The organism is Cupriavidus sp. KB_39 (assembly GCF_052114485.1).
In the GTDB taxonomy this organism is placed as follows: domain Bacteria; phylum Pseudomonadota; class Gammaproteobacteria; order Burkholderiales; family Burkholderiaceae; genus Cupriavidus.
The window spans coordinates 23,029-46,357 of sequence record NZ_JBFREV010000040.1 but is presented as its reverse complement, the minus strand read 5'-3'; the positions used below and the strand labels follow the sequence as shown (position 1 = coordinate 46,357).

The 23,329-nt window shown below is 64.3% G+C and carries 22 protein-coding genes; 10 read left to right on the top strand and 12 right to left on the bottom strand.

Translation table 11 applies throughout. The annotated features are described in order from the left end of the window. Positions 1 to 110 precede the first annotated feature (110 nt). The 6 genes from AB4Z27_RS23940 to AB4Z27_RS23915 all read right to left on the bottom strand — a co-directional run bounded on the left by AB4Z27_RS23940 (position 111) and on the right by AB4Z27_RS23915 (position 5,376). Complete coding sequence (locus tag AB4Z27_RS23940; protein WP_441645433.1) at positions 111 to 1,067, bottom strand: cupin domain-containing protein; 957 nt, start codon at positions 1,065 to 1,067, stop codon at positions 111 to 113. A gap of 92 nt (positions 1,068 to 1,159) precedes the next feature. Continuing rightward, a complete protein-coding gene (locus tag AB4Z27_RS23935; protein WP_144196839.1) occupies positions 1,160 to 1,705 on the bottom strand; it encodes a carboxymuconolactone decarboxylase family protein in 546 nt (181 codons plus the stop codon). A 36-nt stretch (positions 1,706 to 1,741) separates the two neighbouring features. Next, a complete protein-coding gene (locus AB4Z27_RS23930) occupies positions 1,742 to 2,377 on the bottom strand; it encodes a nitroreductase family protein (RefSeq protein WP_377731599.1) in 636 nt (211 codons plus the stop codon). Positions 2,378 to 2,646: 269 nt separating this feature from the next. Continuing rightward, positions 2,647 to 3,573, bottom strand: a complete 927-nt coding sequence (locus AB4Z27_RS23925; RefSeq protein ID WP_144196837.1) for a LysR family transcriptional regulator — start codon at positions 3,571 to 3,573, stop codon at positions 2,647 to 2,649. A 637-nt stretch (positions 3,574 to 4,210) separates the two neighbouring features. Further along, complete coding sequence (locus AB4Z27_RS23920) at positions 4,211 to 4,789, bottom strand: hypothetical protein (RefSeq protein WP_441645411.1); 579 nt, start codon at positions 4,787 to 4,789, stop codon at positions 4,211 to 4,213. Beyond that, positions 4,786 to 5,376 (bottom strand): hypothetical protein, encoded by a 591-nt coding sequence (locus AB4Z27_RS23915; protein WP_441645410.1) that lies wholly within the window; start codon positions 5,374 to 5,376, stop codon positions 4,786 to 4,788. Before AB4Z27_RS23915 ends, AB4Z27_RS23920 begins: the two co-directional genes overlap by 4 nt. Before the next feature lie 255 nt (positions 5,377 to 5,631). On the opposite strand from AB4Z27_RS23915, the gene AB4Z27_RS23910 reads away from it, so the two are divergent. Next, a complete protein-coding gene (locus AB4Z27_RS23910; RefSeq protein ID WP_441645409.1) occupies positions 5,632 to 6,057 on the top strand; it encodes a DUF4279 domain-containing protein in 426 nt (141 codons plus the stop codon). Between the two features lie 268 nt (positions 6,058 to 6,325). Here the strand turns inward: AB4Z27_RS23910 and AB4Z27_RS23905 are convergent, their stop codons facing one another. Together AB4Z27_RS23905 and AB4Z27_RS23900 are read right to left on the bottom strand one after the other, a co-directional pair. Beyond that, positions 6,326 to 7,216, bottom strand: a complete 891-nt coding sequence (locus AB4Z27_RS23905; protein WP_441645408.1) for an AraC family transcriptional regulator — start codon at positions 7,214 to 7,216, stop codon at positions 6,326 to 6,328. A gap of 15 nt (positions 7,217 to 7,231) precedes the next feature. After that, positions 7,232 to 8,212 carry a helix-turn-helix domain-containing protein gene (locus AB4Z27_RS23900; RefSeq protein ID WP_441645407.1) on the bottom strand — a complete coding sequence of 327 codons (981 nt, stop codon included), beginning with the start codon at positions 8,210 to 8,212 and terminating at the stop codon, positions 7,232 to 7,234. 773 nt (positions 8,213 to 8,985) lie between these two features. Between AB4Z27_RS23900 and AB4Z27_RS23895 the strand changes: the two genes are divergently transcribed. Next, positions 8,986 to 9,942 carry a catalase gene (locus AB4Z27_RS23895; RefSeq protein ID WP_441645406.1) on the top strand — a complete coding sequence of 319 codons (957 nt, stop codon included), beginning with the start codon at positions 8,986 to 8,988 and terminating at the stop codon, positions 9,940 to 9,942. A gap of 327 nt (positions 9,943 to 10,269) precedes the next feature. Here the strand turns inward: AB4Z27_RS23895 and AB4Z27_RS23890 are convergent, their stop codons facing one another. Continuing rightward, positions 10,270 to 11,142 carry a LysR family transcriptional regulator gene (locus AB4Z27_RS23890; protein WP_092295408.1) on the bottom strand — a complete coding sequence of 291 codons (873 nt, stop codon included), beginning with the start codon at positions 11,140 to 11,142 and terminating at the stop codon, positions 10,270 to 10,272. A 139-nt stretch (positions 11,143 to 11,281) separates the two neighbouring features. On the opposite strand from AB4Z27_RS23890, the gene AB4Z27_RS23885 reads away from it, so the two are divergent. The 5 genes from AB4Z27_RS23885 to AB4Z27_RS23865 all read left to right on the top strand — a co-directional run bounded on the left by AB4Z27_RS23885 (position 11,282) and on the right by AB4Z27_RS23865 (position 16,419). Then, positions 11,282 to 12,277 carry an NAD(P)H-quinone oxidoreductase gene (locus tag AB4Z27_RS23885; protein WP_441592384.1) on the top strand — a complete coding sequence of 332 codons (996 nt, stop codon included), beginning with the start codon at positions 11,282 to 11,284 and terminating at the stop codon, positions 12,275 to 12,277. Positions 12,278 to 12,352: 75 nt separating this feature from the next. Beyond that, a complete protein-coding gene (locus tag AB4Z27_RS23880) occupies positions 12,353 to 13,006 on the top strand; it encodes a GbsR/MarR family transcriptional regulator (RefSeq protein WP_441645405.1) in 654 nt (217 codons plus the stop codon). Between the two features lie 3 nt (positions 13,007 to 13,009). After that, on the top strand, positions 13,010 to 14,395 hold the full coding sequence (locus tag AB4Z27_RS23875; RefSeq protein ID WP_441645404.1) for a cytochrome ubiquinol oxidase subunit I: 1,386 nt from the start codon (positions 13,010 to 13,012) through the stop codon (positions 14,393 to 14,395). Then, positions 14,392 to 15,429, top strand: coding sequence for a cytochrome d ubiquinol oxidase subunit II (locus tag AB4Z27_RS23870; RefSeq protein WP_092295417.1), 1,038 nt, complete (start codon positions 14,392 to 14,394; stop codon positions 15,427 to 15,429). The genes AB4Z27_RS23875 and AB4Z27_RS23870 overlap by 4 nt, the downstream gene beginning before the upstream one ends. A gap of 66 nt (positions 15,430 to 15,495) precedes the next feature. Next, complete coding sequence (locus AB4Z27_RS23865; RefSeq protein ID WP_092295420.1) at positions 15,496 to 16,419, top strand: oxygenase MpaB family protein; 924 nt, start codon at positions 15,496 to 15,498, stop codon at positions 16,417 to 16,419. 13 nt (positions 16,420 to 16,432) lie between these two features. Here the strand turns inward: AB4Z27_RS23865 and AB4Z27_RS23860 are convergent, their stop codons facing one another. From AB4Z27_RS23860 to AB4Z27_RS23850, 3 genes are all read right to left on the bottom strand, one after another. Further along, positions 16,433 to 18,013, bottom strand: coding sequence for an MDR family MFS transporter (locus AB4Z27_RS23860; RefSeq protein WP_441592378.1), 1,581 nt, complete (start codon positions 18,011 to 18,013; stop codon positions 16,433 to 16,435). A 169-nt stretch (positions 18,014 to 18,182) separates the two neighbouring features. Then, on the bottom strand, positions 18,183 to 20,156 hold the full coding sequence (locus AB4Z27_RS23855; RefSeq protein ID WP_092295426.1) for a methyl-accepting chemotaxis protein: 1,974 nt from the start codon (positions 20,154 to 20,156) through the stop codon (positions 18,183 to 18,185). 566 nt (positions 20,157 to 20,722) lie between these two features. Beyond that, positions 20,723 to 20,944 (bottom strand): hypothetical protein, encoded by a 222-nt coding sequence (locus AB4Z27_RS23850; RefSeq protein WP_092295428.1) that lies wholly within the window; start codon positions 20,942 to 20,944, stop codon positions 20,723 to 20,725. 116 nt (positions 20,945 to 21,060) lie between these two features. Here AB4Z27_RS23850 and AB4Z27_RS23845 point away from each other — a divergent pair, with 116 nt between their 5' ends. The 3 genes from AB4Z27_RS23845 to AB4Z27_RS23835 all read left to right on the top strand — a co-directional run bounded on the left by AB4Z27_RS23845 (position 21,061) and on the right by AB4Z27_RS23835 (position 23,314). Beyond that, a complete protein-coding gene (locus AB4Z27_RS23845; protein WP_092295431.1) occupies positions 21,061 to 21,381 on the top strand; it encodes an RNA chaperone Hfq in 321 nt (106 codons plus the stop codon). Between the two features lie 237 nt (positions 21,382 to 21,618). Next, positions 21,619 to 22,809 (top strand): FliC/FljB family flagellin, encoded by a 1,191-nt coding sequence (locus AB4Z27_RS23840; RefSeq protein ID WP_092295434.1) that lies wholly within the window; start codon positions 21,619 to 21,621, stop codon positions 22,807 to 22,809. Positions 22,810 to 22,936: 127 nt separating this feature from the next. Next, complete coding sequence (locus AB4Z27_RS23835) at positions 22,937 to 23,314, top strand: flagellar protein FlaG (RefSeq protein ID WP_092295437.1); 378 nt, start codon at positions 22,937 to 22,939, stop codon at positions 23,312 to 23,314. The last annotated feature ends 15 nt before the right edge of the window (positions 23,315 to 23,329 follow it).

Genomic DNA, 23,329 nt, shown 5'->3' with positions numbered 1-23,329 from the left:
TTCCATTCAGATTGCTCGGATGCTTGAGCTTTCAATCTAGCTCTACGCAATACCGATTTCGAGACTGCATCGGCGCAATAAGCTGCGCAAAAGGATCAACACGGCGCGCATCACGTTCCCTGGCGTGCCAGGCGGCGCCATTGCCCTGGGGTCATGCTCATTTTCTCGGTGAACACGCGCCGGAATGCCGCCACGGACCGGTAGCCGACCGAGTCAGCCACTGCTTCGGTGGTCGCTCCGGGCTTTCTCAGCGCGTTGGCCGCCAGGCTCATCCGGATATCGGTCAGCAGGTCATTGGCCGACCGCCCAAGACTTGACTGGAAATGCCGCATGAATGTAGCGCGAGACATGCTGCACAGCTCGGCGAGCTCCGCCAGGTTCCAGGGTCGGGCCGGATCCGCGAACATGGCCGAAATCGCCGGGGCCAGTCGTGGATGGCCGGCAAGCGCCAGCAAGCCTGCCGGGGACTGTTGCGATTCACTCGCCGCGCGCAGCACCAGTGTGAACAGTGCAAAACTCAACGCGTTAAGCATGGCGTATCCGCCCGGCTTGTCGGTGGCGCATTCCATGCGCATGAGCCCCATCAGCCTTGCCAGATCCTTGGTGGCGGACAAGACATTGTCTGCACCCCCGCCGTCGGTTGCCCGCACCACGAACGTTGCGGGCAGGTAATCACGAATCATCCGGTCGTGCGGGGGACCGATGAAAAACCGTCCGCAGAGCATGTCCAGGGGCTCGCCATTGCCGTCATTCTCGCTAAGCGTCCAGCCTGCGGAGCCCTGGCGATTGGAGGTGGCCCCGGGCACATGCCCGCTACCATCGTGGAGCACATGCGCCGCGCCGTGAGGCAGCAACAGGATATCGCCAGCCAACAGCTCCGTGACCGTGCGCGTCTGCGGATCTTCAAGTACGGCCCGTCCCTTCAGCACCATGTGATAGGGAATCTCGTGCGCGGCGGACTCGTCCCAGGCCACGCGCCATGGCGCGCCGTACACGCAGCGCACCTGCAGTTGCCCGGTGATGTCGATCATCTGCAGGAGCTGGCTCAGCCAGTCAATCCGGGACACTTTACCGTCGGAATATTGATCCACTTGAACGCCTCATCGCTATCGCACACGGGACGTAGCCGCTACACAGCACAGGCTACGTCCCTGCTGGCTCAGATCGAGCCGGCCGGCGCCACCGCCGGGAAGTCCTTGTCCGGATCGAACACGTTGTTGAAGAAGTTGGTCAGCGAGTACATGGCCACGAGCGCAACAATCTCGATGACGTTTGGTTCGGTGTAGCCCGCATCGCGCACTGCTTTCAGGTCTGCGTCGCTCACCTGGCCGCGCGTCTCGATTACCTTGCGCGCAAACTGCAGCGCCGCGTCGCGCTTCGGATCGCTGGCGTGGCCCTTTCGGGCAAGGATAATCTCATCGGCCGGCAGTTTGGCCAGATGCTCGGCCGTAAAGCTGTGAACGGTCAGGCAGTAGTTGCAGCCATTCACTTCGGACACAGCCAGGCCGATCCCGTCGCGCGTCTTCACATCGAGCGCCTTGCTCAGGCCGCCCAGCAGCGTGGCCCATGCGTTGAACGCAATCGGGCTCTGCGCGAAGCTTGCCATCATGTTCGGCGTGAAGCCGATGTTCTTCGTGAATGCATCGAGCGTCGCCTTCGATTCGGCGGGTACCTGTTCCTGGTTCAGCACTGCGGTTCTTGCCATTGTGGACTCCTTGGATAAATAGACTGGGATTGACGGTTAAACGAGATCCAGCACATCGGCCACGGGCACGCGTGGCTTCTGCGCCCAGTTTCCCGGACGCTCGGGGCCCACGGAAAGCAGCATGACCGGCACCTCGTTGGCCGCCAGTCCAAATTCACCGTGCACCGCCTCGGCATCGAAGCCGATCATCGGGGTCGACCCCATGCCCAGCGAACGGGCCGCGTAAATCATTGCCGCCGCGCCAAACGTGCCGGAGCGCACGGCTTCATCCCGCTGGCGTTGCGGATAGTCCTGGTACAGATTGCGTGCGGGGTTTTCCCACTCGGGCACCATCGCCGCCGGCATGACGCCAGCCGCCACCAGCGGCGCCAGGCGTTCCGGAATCACGCTGGCGTCGGCCAGTTGGCCGATGATGATGAAGGTCACGGCGGCATCGGTGATTGCCGGCTGGCTCCAGGCAATCGGGCTAAGCTTGGCCTTGGCGGCCGCCGTGCGCACGGCGATAAATCGCCAGTTCTGCATGTGGAACGACGTCGGCGCGGATGTGCCGATGCGGACCAGCTCGCGGATCTGGTCGTCGCTCAAGGTGGCGGCCGGATCGTAGTACTTGGCCGCGCTGCGACTCAGGATGCATTCGATAACGGCGTTGGTCATGTTGATTGCGGTAGTCATGTTGATCTTCGAGGTTGAAGCCATACGCCGAAGGGCACTCGGCAAGGCGGTGCGCACTTCTGGCGCGGACGTTTCATCGGTTGGTTGTGAGCCTCCACTTTAGAGGTGTCAGATAACGATTTCGAGGCTGTTTTTGCTCAAATCAGTGCCCGAAAGGATCAGTTTGAAATAGGTTGAATGCTGCACTTGCGACAGAAGATCAGACGGCGCCTCGGGTGTGCGTCGCGCGTGACATGCGAGGTTGGGTAACGTGTTGGTATGTGCCCGGGTCAGGCCGCGAGCTTCGGCGCCTCGGCACCGAAATGCGGATGCCGGGAAAAAATGTCGGCAGCCCAGTTCACGAACACCCGCACCTTTGCCGACAGGTGCCGGTTCTGCGGATACATCGCGGAGATCGGTATTGGGTCGCTCTGCCAGCCGGACATGATTTCCACCAGCCGGCCACTGTCGACATAGGGCGCGGCTGTCGCCCGTGACATGCATGCAATGCCGTGGCCGTCCAACGCGCAGCCCAGATGGACATCGGTATCGTTCGTGGCAATTACGGAGGGCAGCAGCACTTCGCCGCGTTCGCCGCCACGAGCGAGCGACCACGGCGTCGCGCGTCCGGTGCGGTTAGACAGAAGACTCACCGCCTTGTGCTGCGCCAGCTCCGTAAGATCCTGGGGCGTGCCGAAGCGGCGCAAATAGATCGGCGACGCGTAGAGCGCCAGCCGTAGCCAGCCGATGCGGCGCGCCACCATGGCTTCTTCCAGCGCGCCCACGCGCAGCACCACGTCCACGCCTTCTTTTAGCAGGTCAATCGGCTTGCCGTTGCTGGTCAGTTCGAGCCTGATCTCCGGATACGCATTGCAGAAGTCATGCAGTTGCGGCATAAGGACCATTTTCGCGATCCCGCTCGTGGTGTCCACGTTCAGCGTGCCGCGCGGCGAGTTGTTATGGCTTGTCAGCAGGTACTCCGCTTCGTCGATGTCGGCCAGGATGCGTACGCAGCGTTCGTAGTAGGCGGCGCCTTCGGTGGTCACGCTGATGCGGCGCGTGGTCCGGTGCAGCAGCTTGACCGCAAGATGCGTCTCCAGCTTTTGGATCAGTCGGGTAAGCGTGGCCTTGGGAAGATTCAGAGATTCCGCGGCGCCTGCAAAGCTGCCGACGTCCACCACTCGCGTGAAAGCCTGCATCGAGACGAGACGATCCATGACGACAGCTCTCCAAAGGCGTAGGGCTTAGAGACCGTCTCACTTGGCGCTGGCTGAGTGACTGGGAGACCGTCTTGATGTCCGCATTCTGTACGCTCGACCGCGCGAATTGAAGAACCAAGATTTTCGCTTTCGTGTGTACCAAGAATGGGATGCACGGAAGTGCGTTGACCGAACCGGAGGACAGGCACGCTATAAGTCGGGACGATGTCCTTGCGCCGCCTCGACCTCGCGGATGCGTCGAACGACGCTGATGGGCGGTACTCGCTTGGCGCCTGCCAAGCCCTTGCTAAGGAGCGTCTATGGCAGCGAGCGGCTGTGAATTCGGCGGATTCAACCGGTCAACGCAACAGCTTGATGGAGTCGTTCAGCCGGTGTATCGAAGTTTAGTGTGTTGCGATGGCGGTCGGGTCGCGGCCGCGCGCCACCGTGGCTGGGCAAAAACCATGATCGCTTCTTGATCGGTTGATGATCAAGTTGGGGGTGGACAATTGTTATGCTGACCTGCGTGGTTACCTGCCCTCCATCGTATTGCCGGACCTTGTGCCCTCCCGCGCCGGCACGGCAGGAGGATGCCGGGGCGTAGGTGAGCCGTGCAGGGGCCAGGCGGCGCCCCCCCTTTTTCGGCGTCTCGGTCTTACTGACCTGTGCAATATGGCGTGCGTACGGCGATGTTCGCCGGCACAAGCTGGCTCAAGCCGTCGCTCGTCACGATCTCGGATACCGTCACCGAGCCAAGCGCATTGCCCAGCAGCACTTCGTAGTCCCTGCCCGGCTCCAACGTGACGACCCATTGCGCATAGCGCGGAATCGAGTTGATGCCCCCCTTTAACTCGATAAAGCGCAAGGCGACCGGCGTGCCAGCACGCACCCGTGCTTCGGTGTAGGAAATCGACGAGTATTGTTCGCCGCCTGGCATGCCGATACGGTCGAGCCGACTTTCGACGATCCACCGGATAGCCTGTGTGTTGTAGCTCAGATCTGCAATTCGGCCATTCGTGGCGTCGGTCGAGTAGAAGCACTGGGTCGCGGATGCTTCCCGGATGGATACGTCTCCGGGCGCTTCCAGCCGGAAGCGAACGCGCGCGGCATCCGGGCCGGGATCGGCGTTTGTCGTCATTTCGATGATCGTGGCGCAGCCGGTCAGGAGCGTCGCCATCGTGACCAGGGCAGCCGTTGCCAGGATTCTGATCTGTCGCGGATGCAATATCGTCATTTGGCGTGGGCCTTTTTCAACGAAATATCCACGCTCCCGGTGTACGAATAGGGAATGCCGTACATGGTGCCGTTTTCCGAGCTGATGGTGCTGCGCTCAGCGTGCGGGCTTCCGGAATACACGACGACAAATCGCGCCTGCGCCGGCACCTCGTATGTCGCGATTTTCGACATGGACCGCGCGAGAATTCCCTTGCGGGTGCGCAATGGCGCTTCGCGCGGGCCGGGTAGCGGATTGCGCGCCGTATCGAGAAACAGCGCATTTGGCCTAAAAATCGACATCGACGGTATCGTCGGGCCACCCTTTACGAAGGCGCGCAGCTCAAGCACGGCGCCTTCCGATGCCATCGGCAGCGTGTAGGCCGCAAAAACGCCATTGCCTTCGGGGAACGTAAACACCGGCGAACGCTCGGCATCGAACGACACCGATTTGGTGTCCTCGAACGTCAGGGTATCCACCGACAATTGCTGCAGCGACTGGCAGCAGACCCTTGACGCAGCGGGGGCAACGGGAATCAATGGCGGGCGCGCGCAACCGGCAAGCAACAGCGTCGTGGCGAAAATCGGGACTCGTAAAGACAGCTGCATGGATCGTTGGGCGATTGGAATGGACGCCGGCTCGGCGTACGCTGCTTATAACGGCACGCCGGACGCCAATTGCACCCTACGGTCGCAGGGGGAGCCGCCCCGCTTTCCCGATCACTCCACGTCCATGCACAGCTGCCGACTGCGCGGTAAGCGTTCTTACAGTCAATCGGTCCCTTACCGGCCAGAATCGGTCATTGAACTGATGCCTCACGTGAGCAATAATCCCTGGCGCACCGAACTTCATGTATTACGGAAATGGCTCAATTGCACGAATCTGCTGTGGGGCTCCGGATTATCGGAGACGATCTTGCTCCCGATGAAATCAGCCGACAGCTCGGCTGCCTTCCGACGTTTGCCCAGCTTAAGGGCGAAGCAATTGTCGGAGAGAGATCAGGACAAACGCGTGTCGCCAAGTGTGGAATGTGGCGGCTGCGAGCACAGCCGCGCGAGCCAGAAGACCTCAACGGTCAGATCGCCGAAATTCTTGGGCAACTATCTGACGACCTCGACGTTTGGAAGGCGATATCTGATCGCTACTCAGTTGACCTGTTTTGTGGTCTCTTCATGGACGGTAGCAACGAAGGCTTGTCGGTCTCAGCAAGCTCACTCTTCGCATTAGGTGCTCGCGGTATCCAACTTTCTCTCGATCTCTATGGCCCCGGCAGCAGCGCGAGTGATTGAGGCGATCGCCGAGACTCCACAGTCCGCTATGGGTCGGCTACGGAAGTCCGGCCCTGCAGTGACGCCTGGTGGCCGGCGGACTTCCGGATTCGGCCAGGAGCCGTCACCCAATTCGCCCTGTCGCGCACTCCGTATCGTAGACAGCCGAAATGGGAGCCGCGGATGTCGTAGCCTGTTGGGGTTCTACGAGTCATCGATTGGTGGCGCGGCAAGCGCTTGCTCTTCTGACTTCGGCTTTGAGCCGCATGACGGCGATCGTAGTCAGGAACTACCGAAGATGGAGCAACGCGCAGAGGCTGGCAGCGCCAGGAAATCCAGCACGTCGTGCAATCTCTTCGAAGGAGAGGCCTTCGAACGCGCGTGACGCAAGCATGCGTCGCGCCGCCGCGGTTCGATGCCCCACCAACAGCCCGGCGAATGTCTGCTCCTTCGACGCAAGCGCGCGATGCAGTTCGGCTTCGTCGATATCCAGCGCGCTGGCAATATCGCGTGCCGCCAGCGTCGGTTCGGTACAGCGGTTTGCCATGCAGCCGACGATCCGGGTGTGCAGCGCGGCCGTAGGTGCCGTCTTGCCCAGTGTGGACGTGCCCGCGGAAAGCGCCAGCATGGCCCCGAAATGGTCAAGCATCTGCACCGCGAACAGCGGAGCGCCCTGCACTGCAGAGGGCGACAAGCTCGCCGTAAACGCCGCCAGGGCGCGTGCGTTGGCTGTATCGCCTCCCAAAGCGCGCCCCACCAATAGCGCGGGATCGGGCAGCCACCGGCGCACCCATACTTCGGGCAGCATGACGTGAATCACGTCGTAGTCCAACGGCATCTCAATCACGTTTGCCACGTGCGAGTCAATCATGAACGCCTGACCCGGCGCCACGCGCGTCTTACCCAGATGCTCGACATGCCAGTGCGTGCGGCGGTTGACAATAAGGTGAAATGTATGCGCGCCGCTGCGCGCGATTTCCGCGCGGCCCCGTACCGAGCGATGCGGGGATCCCCGCTGCGCCAGGAGCACTATGCCTTCGACATCGAGCATCGCCATCTCGGAGGTCAGGCTGGCACGCCGCGTGGGCTCGACGCGCATCGGCACGATGGCTGACGACAGCGCGTCTGCAAAATAGTCGAGGCGCTGGGTGCGAGGCACGGCGTGGGTCGACCACGTCACGATCGGTATCAAGGATCAGTCCTCTTGGGTGGAGTCGCGCGGCGCGCCGCACTGGCGACGAATCTGGGATGGCGTGAAACCAAGACGCGCATGCAGCGTACGCGCGAAATGCGACGCATCGGAAAAGCCGGCACGGCGCCCAACCTCGGCAACGGTCAGGCGCCGGAAAATCGGAGACTCGAGCATCCGTCTCGCGTGTGCGCAGCGCATGTCCATCAGCGTGTCCCCAAACGTCGTGTCGAAGCGCGCGAAACAGCGATGCAGGCTGCGCAATGAGAGCCCCACGGCGGGCGCGGACAATTGCGCATTGCTTGATTGTTGGTACATGCAATCGCGTATTCGCTCAAACATGGCGCCATCTCGCTTCGGTGGCTTTAGGGGCGGTGTAATGAAGTCCTGCGCGATGAACGCCAGGAGCGCACCGATATGGTCGCCCACGAACGACATCGGAATTGGATACTCGTCGAACCGAGCCGGTGCCAGACTTCTCAGGAAAGCCGAGAGCGCATGGCCCCATCCCGAATGGCCCTCGATTTTTCGACCCACCAGTAGCACCGGTGCCGGCAGCCACTGCCGGATCCATGCCTCGGACAGGCTTATATTGACGAAGTCGAAATGCGCATCGATGTTGATGTCGAATGGGATCGACGAATCCGACAGCAGGATGTCGCCAGCAGCGAGCCTATGGCGCCCCAAGTGCTCCATGGTCCATTCGGAACTGCCGTTTACAAGCAGATGGAATGTGCGCTGTGAAGCACCAGCGATACTTGACTTGTCCGCGAAGCAGCAGTGCGGTGTCCCCCGTTGCCGGATCACCATCATGTTGCCCAAGTCCGCCGCGCACATATCGATGTCAATCGGCTGGATCGGCGACTTGCCAACCTGTATGGGGAACATAGCGGTGGCCAGCGCGTGGGCGTAGTAGTCATAGCGCTGATTCCGCGGGACATCCCTGGTCGACCAATGGATGACCGGTGGCGACGATGAGGCACGCATGGCGGGGGCTCCAGGGATGCGCACACTTCCAAGGTTGAAGGGAGGCCGGCTCTGGTTCCGGCSGGGGTGGGCGGGGCGCATTGCGCATCACTAGTTTGGACTAGCGCCGTCGCGAAAACTAGTAATTCCGTGCCAAGTACCACCCCAAGTCTGGCCTGTGCGTGCCAACGCTCCGAGTATATAGACGGTGCCTCAGCGCGTTGCCGTGCAAACGGATCTAGATGTCAGATCCGAGAAATGGCACGGAAGGGTCAGACGGAGACAACTCCGTCCCTCCCGGGAGCAAGGGGTTTCTGATCGGCCAGAAGCGGTCGTTCTGTATCGGATGATTGCGCGGAACGCCGGCAGCGGTCACCGCAAAAACGCCGGAAGTGGCTATGTGCGGGAATTGTGCCGATGCGTAATCTCGGCGCCATCCGCCCCATGCTTGCCGGCCATGCCATGAATACCATCGCCATTCTGCTCTCCGGGTTCCGCGACGCATGCTTGCGGCACGCGCGTTTCTGGGCCTCTCGCCCGAAGAGATTGCACGACGCGCCGGAGTTCCTGGCACTCCCAGCTTCTGCGCGTTGCTCCATCTTCGGGAGTTCCTGACGCTGGCACGCACCGTCCAGTTCTCGGCGAAGGCGTGGCACGGAACGCCGATTCCGGCGTGCTTTCGCCTCGCATACTCCGCATGGCATTCACCGCGGAGCCCATCCATGTTCTGTCCCCACACTCCGGCTGGCGCCATCGCCAAAGCCGTCCTGACCCTTGTCCTGACTGGAGGTTCCATGATGTCTACGTCGCATGCCCAATCCACGCCAACCGCCGGCGAACACGCCACACCAGCTCAGATCGTCGATGCGCTCAAGACCGTGGCGGGCAATCCGCCCAAGGTCCGCGCGAGCTTCGCCAAGGGCCAATGCGTGCGCGGCACGTACACGCCGACGGCGACGGCGACGGCCGCAGATATCACGCGCTCGGTGAGCTTCACGAAGGTGCAGCCTGTGCGCGGACGCTTCTCGATGGGCGGCGGCAATCCGCACGTGGCCGATACGAACAAGCTGGTGTTGCGCGGCCTTTCCGTGGCCATTGGCGAGGGCGACCAGGAGACGGACCTGCTCGTCGAGAACGCCCCCGTGCATTTTGCCCGCACCCTGGATCAGATGCTGGGCTTCCTGCGCGTGCGCGCGCCGGGCGAGGACGGCAAGCCGGATGCCGCCAAGGTCAAGGCATTCTCCGATGCCAATCCCGAGACCTTGAACCAGGCGCACTTCGTTGCAGCGCATCCGTTGCCGGGGAGCTTTGCGGGTACTACCTACTGGGGCGTCCACGCTTACCCCGCGACGAATACCAGAGGGGAAATGCGGCCGATCAAGTTCAAGGTTGTACCCGTGGGGGGCGAGGTCACGCTGAGCGATGATGCGGCTAGGGACCTGGCTGCCGACTTCCTGTTTCAGGATCTGCGCGAACGTATTGCGCGCGGAGACGTGCGGTTCGACGTCCTGGCCATTCTCGGCAGGCCTGGCGATCCTACGCACGACGTGACAGTGCGTTGGCCTGAGGAGGACACACGCGAGACCGTGAAGCTGGGCACGATCACGATTACGGCTGTCGACAACAACGAAGCATGCGATGTGGCGATCTTCAATCCGGGGACGCTTGCCAATGGCATAGGCCGTCCAGGCGACGAGATCTTCGCGGCGCGCTCGGCCGCTTATGCGATCTCGCTCGGCAAGCGCCGCTAGGAGGAGACGACACCTTCGACACTTCCGTGTGGGGCGCGGCGAGTGCCGCCTGCGCCGTGGCCGTCCAGCCCCACGCCCATCGCCCATCGCCCATCGCCCATCGCCCATCGCCCATCGCCCCATCATGAGCGTCCATTTGACCCTCGACGGCCGTCAAGGCCTGGCCAGTCAGATCTACCGGCAGCTACGCGCCGGCATTCTCGACGGACGCCTGGCTGCTGGGGAGCGACTCCCGGGGCGGCCCGACTGCCTTGGGCTGGGCGCCCAGGTAAAACCGGTCCACCAATCAGGCGCACGCAAAAATAGCGCTATAGACACCGTTGCACCTCATCCCTCGGCCTCAAAGCGCGCCGCAATGGCATCGATCATCGCCCGAACCCTYGCGGTATGACGGAGGTCCTGGTGGGTGACCAGCCAGACTTCGTAGGCTGCCGCCCTTGAAAGCTCGGGCCAGATCCTTACCAGCCCATCCCGTTCGCCCATATGCACCGGCACCTCGCCGATACCGATATCGGCACGGATCATCGCTCGCAGCATCAGGCTTGAGTGCACACTGGCGACAATGCGTCCCGCATGGATAGGCTCGCCCACCAGCGTGGGCCTACTGCTGCCCGACAGGAACGGCTGATAGAGCACGAGATCGTGCCCCGTGAATCCCGTCCCACGTTCAGGCTCGCCGTGGCGACTCAGGTAATGCTCCGTTGCATAGAGCCCCACGCGCCAGCGGGCCARYCGCCGTGCCACCAGGTCGGGGCTTTCCGGTTTCTGGGTACGAATGGCGATGTCCGATTCGCGCCGAGCGAGGTTGAGCACTTGTGTGGAGGTGCTCAATTGCACCCTGACGTCCGGATGTTCGACGTGCAAGCTGGCAATCGCCGGGATCACGAACGCGAGTGCGAGCGAATCTGTCGTGGTCACCCTCACCTCACCCGCCAGCCGATTGTCCACACCTTGTGCCTGCCTGGCCAGTTCATGCGCGGACTGCTCCATCTTCTCCGCTGCTTTCAGGACACTTTCGCCAGCAGATGTCAGGGCGTAGCCATCCGACGCCCGAAAGAACAACGTGGCGCCCAATGCATGCTCAAGCGCGGCAATGCGCCGTCCGACAGTAGCCTGGTCCAGCCCCACTACTTTGGCGGCCTTGCGCAGCGTACGTTCGCGCTGCACGGCGAGGAATACCCGTGTGTCATCCCAGTTCATGCTGTCGGCCTTGTGATGCGTTTTTGCATTGGAGAAGCTGAATATTGCCGCATCGATTCATCGGTGTGCAACTCTATACTGGCTACCAATGTTCGGGCGGCTGTCGTCCGGCGCAAGCGCGATCCACCAGGGACAAACCATGAAAGCCATCACCTTCGCCGAATTCGGCGACGCCGACGTTCTGCAACTCACCGATGTGCCGGATCCGGAGGTCAGGCCCCATGACTTGCTGGTGCGCAATCGTGCTGCCGGTCTGAACCGAGCGGATCTGACGCACAGGCGTGGGGGGTACGGGCGCACGAACTTCGGCGATTCGGACATCATGGGCCTGGAGATTGCCGGCGAGGTGATTGCAATCGGCTCAGAGGTGCAGGGTTTCGCCATTGGGGATCGCGTCATGGGAATCGTGGGCGGCGGCGGATACGCGGAGCTGGCACGCATCGACTATCGCATGGCCATGCACATTCCCGATGGGCTGGACGACGTGCATGCGGGCGCGCTGCCGGAAGTATTCGTCACCGCCTGGGAGGCGCTTGGTCATCTTGGTCGGCTGGCATCAGGCGAGTCGGTACTGATCCATGCGGCGGCTGGTGGCGTCGGCTCGGCCGCAGTGCAACTGGCGCACGCGGTAGGTGCCCGGGTGCTGGCAACGGCCGACGGCAGCAAGCGCGAAGCCGTAATCGGTTTCGGCGCCGATGTCGCCATTGATTACAAGACCGAAGACTTCGAGGCGGTGGTGAATAAAGTCACCGATGAGCGCGGCGTCGATGTGATTATCGATTTCGTCGGCGCGCCCTACCTGGCACGCAACATTCGCTCCCTGGGCTTTGGCGGCCGGCTGGTTCAAGTTGGCATCCTTGGCGGCATCCAAGGCGCCGAGCTTCCGCTGGATCGAGTGCTCTACCGACACCTGCAAATCATGGGAACGGTCATGAAATCGCGCCCGCCAGCGGTGAAACATGCCATGACTCGCCGGTTCGCAGATACGTGGCTTCCTCGATTTGCAAGCCACTGCCTGATGCCCGTCGTCGACAGCACGTTTCCGTTGAAGAATGCAGCTGATGCGCACCACCGCATGGAATCCAACCAGAATGTGGGGAAGATCATGCTGACGATGGCTTCTGTGACCTTTTGACGCACCGCAAAAACTCCTGCATGCCCCCTTGATCCGTATTAAACTTTCACAAATTACTGAAAGTTCGAAACGTTCATGCAGCTCTCGCCCCTGATCCAGCGCTTTGTCCTTCACTTTGGTGAGATGGGTAGCCGCTGGGGTATTAACCGGACGGTCGGTCAGATTTACGCCCTGCTCTTCACCGCCTCGCGCCCCCTCAATGCCGATGAAATCGCCGAATCGCTCGGTTTCTCGCGCTCCAACGTCAGTATCGGCCTCAAGGAACTGGAATCCTGGAGTCTGGTGAAGCTCTCCCACCAGCCGGGCGACCGCCGCGAGTACTTTTCCGCGCCCGATGACGTCTGGGCGATTTTCCGCACGCTGGCCGAGGAGCGCCGCCGCCGCGAGATCGATCCCACGCTGTCCATGCTGCGCGAAGTGCAGCTCGAGGCGGCCACCTCCCCGGAAGACCGCCACGCCCAGGCGCGCATGAAGGAGATGTACGGCCTGATCCTGCTGGTGACCACGTGGTTTGGCGACATGCAGCGGCTGGACGTCGCCACGCTGGAAAAGCTCATGCGGCTCGGCTCCCGTGTGACCAAGCTGCTCGACGTCAAGGACCGCTTCGCCAGTGCCATCGGCATGGGCGGCGACAAGAGCGCTGACAAGGGCGCCGACAAGTCCCCCGCCGCCGCCGCCAAGAAAGCCCCCAAGACCCCCGCAAAGTCCTCCCGCCCCCGCAAGGAGTAGCCCGTGTTTGCCAGTCTCGACCCCGTGGTGCTGGCGCGCATCCAGTTTGCCGCCAACATCACGTTCCACATCCTTTTCCCAACGATCAGCATCTCGCTGGGCTGGGTGCTGCTGTTCTTCAAGCTGCGCTACGGCAAGACCGGCGATGAAAGCTGGATGGCCGCCTACCGCGTCTGGGTCAAGATCTTCGCCCTGACTTTCGCGCTCGGCGTGGTCAGCGGCATCACCATGAGTTTCCAGTTCGGCACCAACTGGCCTGGCTATATGGAAACCGTCGGCAACATCGCCGGCCCGCTGCTGGCCTACGAGGTGCTGACCGCCTTCTTCCTGGAGGCCACCTTCCTCGGCATCATGCTGTTCGGCATGCGGCGCGTCAGCAACCGCACCCACACCATCGCCACGCTGCTGGTGGCGGGCGGCACCACGCTGTCGGCGTTCTGGATCCTCGCGCTGAATTCGTGGATGCAGACCCCGGCCGGCTTCGAGATGATCGATGGCCGCGCCCACGTCACGAGCTGGCTCGAAGTCATCTTCAATCCGTCGTTCCCCTACCGCCTGACCCACATGCTGCTGGCGTCCGGGCTGACCGTGGCCTTCCTGCTGGCCGGCGTCTCGGCCTACCGCTGGCTGCGCGGGGACCATGGGCGCGATGTCATCCATGCGATGCGGACCGGCGTGGTGCTCGCGGCGATCCTGATCCCSCTGCAGATCGTGGCGGGCGACCTCCACGGCCTGAATACGCTCCATCACCAGCCGGCCAAGATCGCCGCGATGGAGGGCATCTGGAAGACCGAGAAGGGCGCGCCGGCTGTGCTGTTCGGCATTCCCAACGCCCGCACACAGACCAACGACTTCGAAATCGCCATTCCCAAGCTGGCCTCGCTCTACCTCGCCCATGACCTCGAGGGCGAAATCAAGGGCATCGACGCCTTCCCGGACCGCCATCCCCCCGTGGCCCCGCTGTTCTTCGCCTTCCGCATCATGGTCGGCGTGGGCCTGCTGATGATGGCCGTGTCGTGGATCGGCACGTGGCGGTTCCGCCGGCGCGGCGAGCCCGCGCCGTGGATGGCCCGCGCGCTGGTGGCCATGACCTTCTCCGGCTGGGTGGCGCTCGTCGCCGGCTGGTACGTGACCGAGATCGGCCGCCAGCCGTATCTGGTCTACGGCGTGCTGACCACGGCGCAGGCCGCCTCCAAGGTGCCCGCCGCGATGATCGCCAGCACGCTGGCGATGTACCTGGCGCTCTATCTGGCGCTGATCGTGGCCTATATCTCGGTGGTGTTCCACCTCGCCCGCAAGGCCGGCGCCCCGCCGGAGGATACCGCCGCGCCCGACGCCTTCCAGACACCGCAACCCGTCCTTCCCGGCCAACCCAGGAGCAAGTCATGAACCCGGCCACCCTTCCCGACCTGACCCAGCCGGCCGGCTGGATGCCGCTGGTCTTCCTGGCCCTGATGGGGCTGGCGATGCTGATCTACGTGATCCTGGACGGCTACGACCTCGGCGTGGGCGTGCTGCTGCGCCGGGCTGACGATGCGGACAAGGACCGCATGATCGCCTCGATCGGCCCGTTCTGGGATGCCAACGAAACCTGGCTGGTGCTCGGCGTGGGGCTGCTGCTGACGGCCTTCCCGCTCGCGCACGGCGCCATCCTGACCCACCTCTACCTGCCCGTGGCGATGATGCTGGCGGGGTTGATCATCCGCGGCGTGGCGTTCGACTTCCGCGTCAAGGCGCGCGATCCGCACAAGCCGTGGTGGAACTTCGCGTTCTACGCGGGCTCGCTGCTGGCCAGCTTCTCGCAGGGGCTGATGCTCGGCCTCTATATCACCGGCTTCCGCTACGACCTGCCGAACCTGCTGTTCGCGGTGGCCGTGGGGCTGTGCCTGGTGGCCGGCTACTGCCTGCTCGGCGCGAGCTGGCTGATCATGAAGACCACCGGCAGCCTGCAACTGCGCGCCATCTACTGGGCGCGGCGCAGCCTGTGGCTGACGGCGCTGGGCGTGGCAGCCATCTCGGTGGTCACGCCGCTGGTCAGCGCGCGGATCTTCGAGAAATGGTTCTCGCTGCCCAACATCATCCTGCTGGCGCCGATTCCGCTGATTACGCTGGGCGTGTTCGTGGGGGTGGAGCGGCTGCTGCGCAAGATGCGCGACCTGCACGCGCGCGGCAACGACCGCTGGTGCTGGGTGCCGTTCGCTGGCACGGCGGTGATCTTCCTGATGGCGTTCAACGGCCTGGCCTACAGCCTGTTCCCCTACCTCGTGGTGGATCAGATCGACATCTGGCAGGCCGCCAGCGCGCCGGAATCGCTGGCAGTGATCCTGATCGGCGCGGCGGTGGTGCTGCCCACCATCCTGGGTTACACGGTCTACGCGTACCGTGTATTCTGGGGCAAGGCCACGGACCTGCATTACTACTGATTTACTACTGATCCGTCCCCACTCATTGACCCGTGGCCCCGGGCGCCAGGGAGGCGCCCCAGCGGCATGTCCTCACGCGTCCCCGGCCCCCCCACGGAACCCGCCACCCCTCCGCTGCTGACCCGCCTGCGCAGCCATGCCGGCGCGCAGGTGCGCGCGCTCACACGCAGCAACTCCGGCCTGTCGATCGACTACGACAACCCGCCGGGCGATCCCGGCCTGTTCGGCCCCGATGCAGTCTGCTGGCGCGTGCATGGCGATTTCCCGGCRATGCTGGCCGGCGGCGTCAGCGCGCTGCTGCTCCAGGCGCTGCATCCGCTGGCGCTGGCCGGCGTGTGGGACCACTCCACCTTCCGCACGGACATGCAGGGCCGGCTCGGCCGCACCGCGCAGTTCATCGCCGGCACCACCTACGGCAGCCGTGCGGACGCCATGCGGCTGATCGAGCGCGTGCGCCACATCCACGCCAATATCAGCGGCCTCGCGCCAAACGGCCAGCCCTACGCCGCCGACGACCCCGCGCTGCTGACCTGGGTGCATGTGGCCGAAGTGTCGAGTTTTTTGGCGGGATACCTGCGCTATGTCGGCCCGCTCTCGGCCGCCGATCAGGACCGCTACTACGCCGAGGAAGCCACCGTGGCCGCCCTGCTGGGCGCGCCGGACGTGCCGAGATCCGGCGCCGAGGTACACGCCTACCTGGAAGCCCAGCGTCCCTATTTAGTTAACAGTGAGCGCACGCGCGAAGTGGTGCGACTGGTGATGGCGATGCCGGTGGCCAATCCGATGCTGGTGCCGGCCGTGCGGACCATGGCCGATGCCGGCGTGGCGCTGTTGCCGTCCTGGGCGCGCGAGGCGCTCGGGCTGCACCGGCGCTCGGTGCGCCGGACCCTGGCCGTGCCGGCGATGGGCGCGCTGGCGCCCACCTTGCGCTGGGTGCTCGGCCCCGGGCTGGCAGCCCGCGCCCGGCGGCGCGTGGCGCGCAGCGCGTAACAGGTAAGCCGGGTTATTCCGCCGCGCTGGCCGCGGCCGTAGCGGCAACCGGGCTGCCGCGCAGCGTGGTCTCGCGCAACCGCATCACCAGGAACGGGGCGATCACGGACACTGCCGCGCTGAACAGGAACAGCGTGCGGAACGCCTGCTCGGCCGCCACGCGCACCGCCGCGGCGTCGCCATCGTTGGCCGCGCCCATCGCGCGCCGGAACATGCTCATCAGCACATCCTCGCCGCCGCTCAGGTCGCTCACGGCCATCCCGCTATGACGCAGCAGGGCGATCAGCACCGTGGTCAGCACGGCCACGCCCACCGCCCCGCCCAGCAGCCGCGAGAAAGCCGTCAGCGCCGTGGCGATGCCCACCTGCTGCGGCGGCACCGAATTCTGCGTGGCAACCAGCCCGCTCGGCAGTTGGAGCCCGATGGAGAGCCCGAGCACGATCATCACCAGCGCGGACGCCATCACGGCCTGCGGCGGCATGAACGCCAGCGCCACGATGGCCAGCGGCGCGATGATCGAGCCGGCCAGCTGCATCGGCTTGTAACGGCCGCTCCACGACATCAGCCGCCCGGAGATATAGGCGCCGAACGGAATCGCCAGCGTCAGCGGCACCAGCCGCAGCGCGGCGGTGTCGGCATGGGCGCCGCCCACCACCTGGAAGCGCAGCGGCAGCAACACCGACATCGCAATCAGCTGGAAGAAGCACAGGAACAGCGTGGTGCAGCAGATGGCCACCGTGGGCACGCGCAGCATCGACAGCGGAATCACCGGGTCGACGGCGCGCCGCTCCTGCCAGACGAACAGCACCATGCCGACGACGCCGGCCACCAGCAGGCCGAGGGTCTGGAATTCCAGCGGCGAGTGGCCCTGCCCCAGACGGGTCAGGAACACCAGCACGCCCGAGAGCCCGCCGCCGAACAGCAGCGCGCCGAGGTAGTCGATGCGGTGCCGGCGCCCGCCCACGGGCAGGTGGCGCAGCGCGCGGCGCACCACCACCAGCGCCAGCAGGGACAGCGGGATGTTGATCCAGAAGATCCAGCGCCAGGACAGGAAATGCGCCAGGTAGCCGCCGATGACCGGCCCGGCCATGCTCGCCACGGCCCAGACCCCGCTCACATAGCCCTGATAGCGGCCACGCTCGCGCAGCGGCACCACATCGGCGATGGTCGCCTGCGAGACCGAGATCAGCCCGCCGCCACCCAGGCCCTGGAGGATGCGGGCGAGGATCAGCATCGGCATGGTCGTGGCCATGGCGCAGAAAATCGACGCCAGCAGGAACAGGATGATCGAGAACGAGAGGACGGAGCGGCGCCCGAGCACGTCGGACAGCTTGCCGTAGATCGGCGTCACCACGGTGGAGGCAACGAGATACGCCGAGATCACCCAGGCCATRTCCTCGAAGCCGTTGAGCTGCAGCGCGATGTCCGGCAGCACCACGGCCACGATCGACTGTTCCAGCGCGCCAAGCAGGATGGCCAGCATCAGGCCGAACAGCACCTGCATGACGGGCACGTCTGGCGGCGAGGCGTCAGGTGACCGGAGGGACGGCTGGGGGGATGACTGCTGGGGAGGCGGCACGGAAGGGGCGGACATGGAAGGCCTGCGTGGCAGACGGCGGCGCGACCGGCCGTGTCTGCTCTTGTCTGGTCAAGGAGAGCCGGTATTGTAGGCGCATGCCGCCGGCCCTGCTTGCCGAAGTGCCGCCCGGCTTACAGGCGGCTTTCAGGCGACGCTGGCGCCGCCTGAAAGTGGGGACGGTCGATCAGAACGTTTCCCAGTCGCCAGCCTCGACCGTGGCAGGCGCGGGCGCGGCTGCGGGACGGCGGCGGGCCGGCGTGGACAGCACGGGCTCCTTGCGCTGGGGCGTCACTGCCGGACGCGGCTTGGCGGGCGTGGCCGGCTGGCGCGCGGCCAGCACCGACGGCTGCGGCTTGCGCGCCACCGGCGGACGCACCGCCGCCGGCACGGCCGGGGCGCGAGCGCTGCGGGGTGCGGGGGCTGGGGCCGGGGCAGGCGATGCCTTGGCCGGCAGCGCAGGCGCTGCCGGACGGCTGATGGCCCGCACACGGGCGGGGGCCGGCGCAGCCAGGGCCGGGGTCTTTGCCGGGAGCTTGGCCGGGGCGGCCATGCGCGGCGCGGCCGTCATCACGGCCTGGGGCGCGCGCGCCTCGGGGGCGCGCACGCCGCCCAGGTCGAAGCGCGCCACCTCGGACACCAGCCCGCCGGCCTGCTGCATCAGGCTCTCGGCCGCCGCGCTGGCCTGCTCCACCAGCGCCGCGTTCTGCTGCGTCACCGATTCCATCTGGGTAATCGCCAGGCTGACCTGCTCGATGCCGGCGGTCTGCTCCTCGCTGGCCGCGCTGATCTCGCCCATGATGTCGGTCACACGACGCACGGCGCCGACGATGTCGTCCATGGTCTTKCCGGCCACTTCCACCTGCTTGGCGCCGTCCTGCACCTGGCGCACCGAGCTGTTGATCAGTTCGCCGATCTCCTTGGCTGCCGACGACGAGCGCTGCGCCAGGCTGCGCACCTCGGCCGCCACCACGCTGAAGCCCCGGCCCTGCTCGCCGGCGCGGGCCGCTTCCACAGCCGCGTTCAGCGCAAGGATGTTGGTCTGGAAGGCGATGCCCTCGATCACGCTGATGATCTCGGCCACGCGTGCGGAGGATTTCGAGATGCCATCCATGGTGTCGACCACGCTGCGCACCACCCGGCCGCCTTCCGTGGCCACATCCGAGGCGTTGACCGCCAGCTGGTTGGCCTGGCGGGCGTTCTCGGCGTTCTGGCGCACCGTGGAGGTCAATTCCTCCATCGAGGCGGCGGTCTCCTCGAGCGAGGCCGCCTGCTGCTCGGTCCGCTGGGAGAGATCGGTATTGCCACTGGAAATCTCGCGCGCTGCCGTGTCGATCGAGCCGGCGGCCTGCTGGATGCCGCGTACCAGCACGCCAAGCTGGCCGAAGGCGCGTTCCATCGCGCCAAGCATGCGGCCCATCTCATCCTGGGTGCGCACGGCGATGGCGTGGCCCAGGCGGCCCTGGGCGAGCGCCTCGGCGGCGTCCAGCGCCTGGCCGGCCGGGCGCGTCACCGAGCGGGTGATGGCCAGGCCCAGCAGCGCGGCGATCGCGGCGGCGGCGGCCGCCAGGCCGATCAGCAGGTTGCGGGCAAAGACATAGTGGTCGGAAGCCTCGGCCACGGCGTCGATGGCCATCTTCCGGCCAGACGCGGCGGCTTCGTCGAGTTTGTCGAAATAGGCGCCCTGCGCCGCCGGCAGCGTCACGATCAGGCCGGCGCGGGCGCTATTGAAGTCGCCACCGCGCAGTTGTTGCATGACGAGGTCGAGCTGGCCGTTGTAGGTGGTCCGGGTCTGGTTGAGCTGCTCGAACATGGCCTTGGACTCGGCCCGGCCACTGGCCTCGATGATCTTGGCCAGGGTTTCCAGGCTGGCGCGCATCTCGTCGCGCAGCTTGTTCACCTTGTCGATGTTCTGGGCGGCCAGCGCCGGATCCTCGGTCAGCGTGGCGTCGCGCACCAGCACACCGATCTGCAGCGCCCCTTCCTTCACGTGGTTCAGGTCGATGACGCGCAGCAGGCGCTGCTCCACCGCCTGGTGCATCGCATCGTTCATCCCGCGCAGCGCCGTCACGCCCACGGCCGCTACGGCCGCCAGCAGCAACACCACCGCACAGAATGCCAGGGACAGTCGTGCCCCGATACCCATGTTTCGCAAGCCCATCTCAGCGTACCTTTCTCTCTTTTTCGATGTTGGATGTACGTCTAGCGTCCACCGGAATCCGGGTGTCGCCATCAGCGCTATCGGGCAGGCCGGTGCGCTTCTTGAGCGGAAAATCGAAATAGGGGGAAAAGTGCCGGCAGTTCGTCAAATTGCCGCGTCAACGACTGGCGTCTAATCTGTTCCGGGCACTCCGGCCCGGCCGATCACGGCCACTGCGGCAACAGACCGCGACGAAACGACGAGGGCAAAAAAAAGAAGCCCACGCGCGGGGTGCTCGTAGGCTTTCAGGACTGCTGTGAAAGACCGGGGGTAAACCGGTCCGAACCCCGGAATATAAACCTGCTTACATGAGGTGTAAATGAGGCTTCTATCAGGGAATGCCCTGATAGCGGCTGTAACGAATTGAGCACTTTCGCGTTCCATGTCATGCCATGCCGCACATTCGGGCATATCGGCAGTTATCGGCAGCGTCCCAGAAAGCTTTAGTGCGAGCGGATTGCGACCCAAACGTTGCTTTTCTGTCAGGCGCCGACCACGAAGGTGCTACTTCAATCACACCGACTGCATCAATAAAATAAATAGAGCTTTACCTCTAGGCATTGTTCGCGGGCCAACTTTGTCAACACTTGTAAAACTTTGTTACCCTCCCGGCTGAAGTATTCCCCTTCTCTCCTCGCAAGGCCGGCCGAATTGCTCGGCCGGATGGCGCCATTCAACCGTTCGGTGTGCGCGCCCGTTAACGTGATGAAGGTGAGCCCCTGCCCCGGCTCCGAGAGCGAATGTTTCATATCTCGCCGGGATCAGGGCGCGCCATCCGTCACTTTTAGTGCGACCTCGATCCATGCGCCTGGTCCTCGGACCGTTGACCGCCGCCAGAACCCTCGCGGGCTCTTCCGGAGAAGTTGTGAAGCAGGAAAAAAAGGTTCCCCGTCCCAGCCGAAAGTTGCAGCATCTGCACTTTGCGGCCCACAGCGCCAGCCGCAATACCGTCATCGTGCACCTCTCGAATGGCACGCGGCTGACCGGGATCGTGCTGGCCTCGGACAATTACATGATTCTGCTGGGCAAAACGGGCGAGGATCCCATGCCCACGGTGGTCTACAAGCGCGCCATTACCGTGGTGACGCCGGCGCACGCGCCGGAAGCCGACGCAGCGGTGCTGGACGCCGAGGCGTCGCCGGATTTTGTGCGTCTATATATACCGCGCACCCGCAAGCGCCGCTGACGCCGCCAGGCCGGCCTGCGCCGGCGGCGCCCCGCCCATTCCCCGGGCCGGCCGCCATCCGCAATAACGCCGGGGGTTCCGGGCAGCGCCCGCAAACTCTCGCAAAGATCACTCTAAAGTCTCCTACCGCCCTGTCGATAACCCTTGCAACGGAGGCACTCTACGCCCTGCAACGCAGGCAGCCAACGTTACGGCACCCGCCGGAATGCCTAAAACATTGCATATAGGAGTCGTACCATGGCGCAAGTCATCAACACCAACATTCTGTCGCTGCAAACGCAGAGCAACCTGAACACGTCGCAATCGTCGCTGAACACCGCGATCCAGCGCCTGTCGTCGGGCCTGCGCATCAACAGCGCCAAGGACGATGCTGCTGGTCAAGCCATCGCCAACCGCTTCACCGCCAACATCAAGGGCCTGACGCAAGCTTCGCGTAACGCCAACGACGGTATCTCGATCGCGCAAACGACCGAAGGCGCCCTGAGCGAAGTCAACAACAACCTGCAACGTATCCGTGAACTGTCGGTGGAAGCCGCCAACGGTACGAACTCGGGTTCGGACCTGAAGTCGATCCAGGACGAAATCAAGCAACGTCTGTCGGAAATCGACCGCGTGTCGGCTCAGACCCAGTTCAACGGTGTCAAGGTTCTGGCCAAGGACCAGAACATGTCGATCCAGGTTGGCGCCAACGACAGCGAAACCATCTCGATCGCCCTGAAGGAAATCACCTCGAAGACCCTGGGCGTCGCTGGTTTCAGCGTTGCCGGCCCGCAAGGTGCCACGGCTTCGATCGGTTCCGCCGCCGCTCAAACGGCTCTGGGTTCCGCTACCCCGGTGACGGCTGCTTCGGCAACCGGCATCGCCGCCGCYGACATCCAGCGCGCTCTGGGCCTGAACACCTCGGCAGCCATCAACTCGCAATCCGTCGTGACGGATTCGAAGGGCAACTGGTTCGTGCAAGTGAGCATGACCGGCCTGACCGCCGCCGACGACGCCGCTCTGTCCTCGAAGGGCCTGGCTGGCAACGGTACGGCTACCTCGACGACGATGTACATCGCCGTCAAGCCGAGCGACGCTTCGGTGTCGGGTTCCACCGCCGGCTTCACGATCAAGGGCGCTTCGCTGCAAGCTTCGGACTTCCAACAAGCTGCCACGGTTGACCCGCTGAAGACGCTGGACTCCGCACTGGCTTCGGTTGACAGCCTGCGTTCGAGCCTGGGTGCTGTGCAAAACCGCTTCGAGTCGACGATCAACAACCTGAGCACGACGGTGAACAACCTGTCGGCTTCGCGTTCGCGCATCGAAGACGCTGACTACGCAACGGAAGTGTCGAACATGACCCGCGCGCAGATCCTGCAACAAGCTGGTACCTCGGTGCTGTCGCAAGCGAACCAGACCACGCAAAACGTGCTGTCGCTGCTGCGTTAATCGCCACGCCGCAAGAAGGCCGGGCCGCAAGGCCCGGCTTTTTTGCCGGAATGTTTTGCAGGCAGCCCACTGCCTGCAAAGCGTTTCAACCGAGCAGAACCCCTCGCCTCACCGGACGGAGCAAACCATGGCAACTCCCAATCCCGTTTCCACTCCGGCGGCCCGCATTCCCGCCGACACCGTGGCCATCGCGCCGGCTTCCGCCGCCCCGACCGCCACGGTAAAAGCCGTTCGCCCGTCGCATGAAGCCGACCGCGCGGACACCCGGCCCGCCGCCGATGCGCCTGAAAACACCGCCACCGCGGTGCAGGAGCTGGTGGACGTGCTGAAGACCACCTCCATTGGCCTGCGCTTCGCCATCGACGACCAGACGCACCGCGTCATCACCACGGTTTTCGACAAGGAGACGGGCGAGATCATCCGGCAAATGCCGAATGAAGACGTTGTGCGCCTGGCGCGCGCGATCGACAAGCTCCAGGGCCTGTTCGTGAGCCACGCCGTCTGACCTCTGCAATCACCC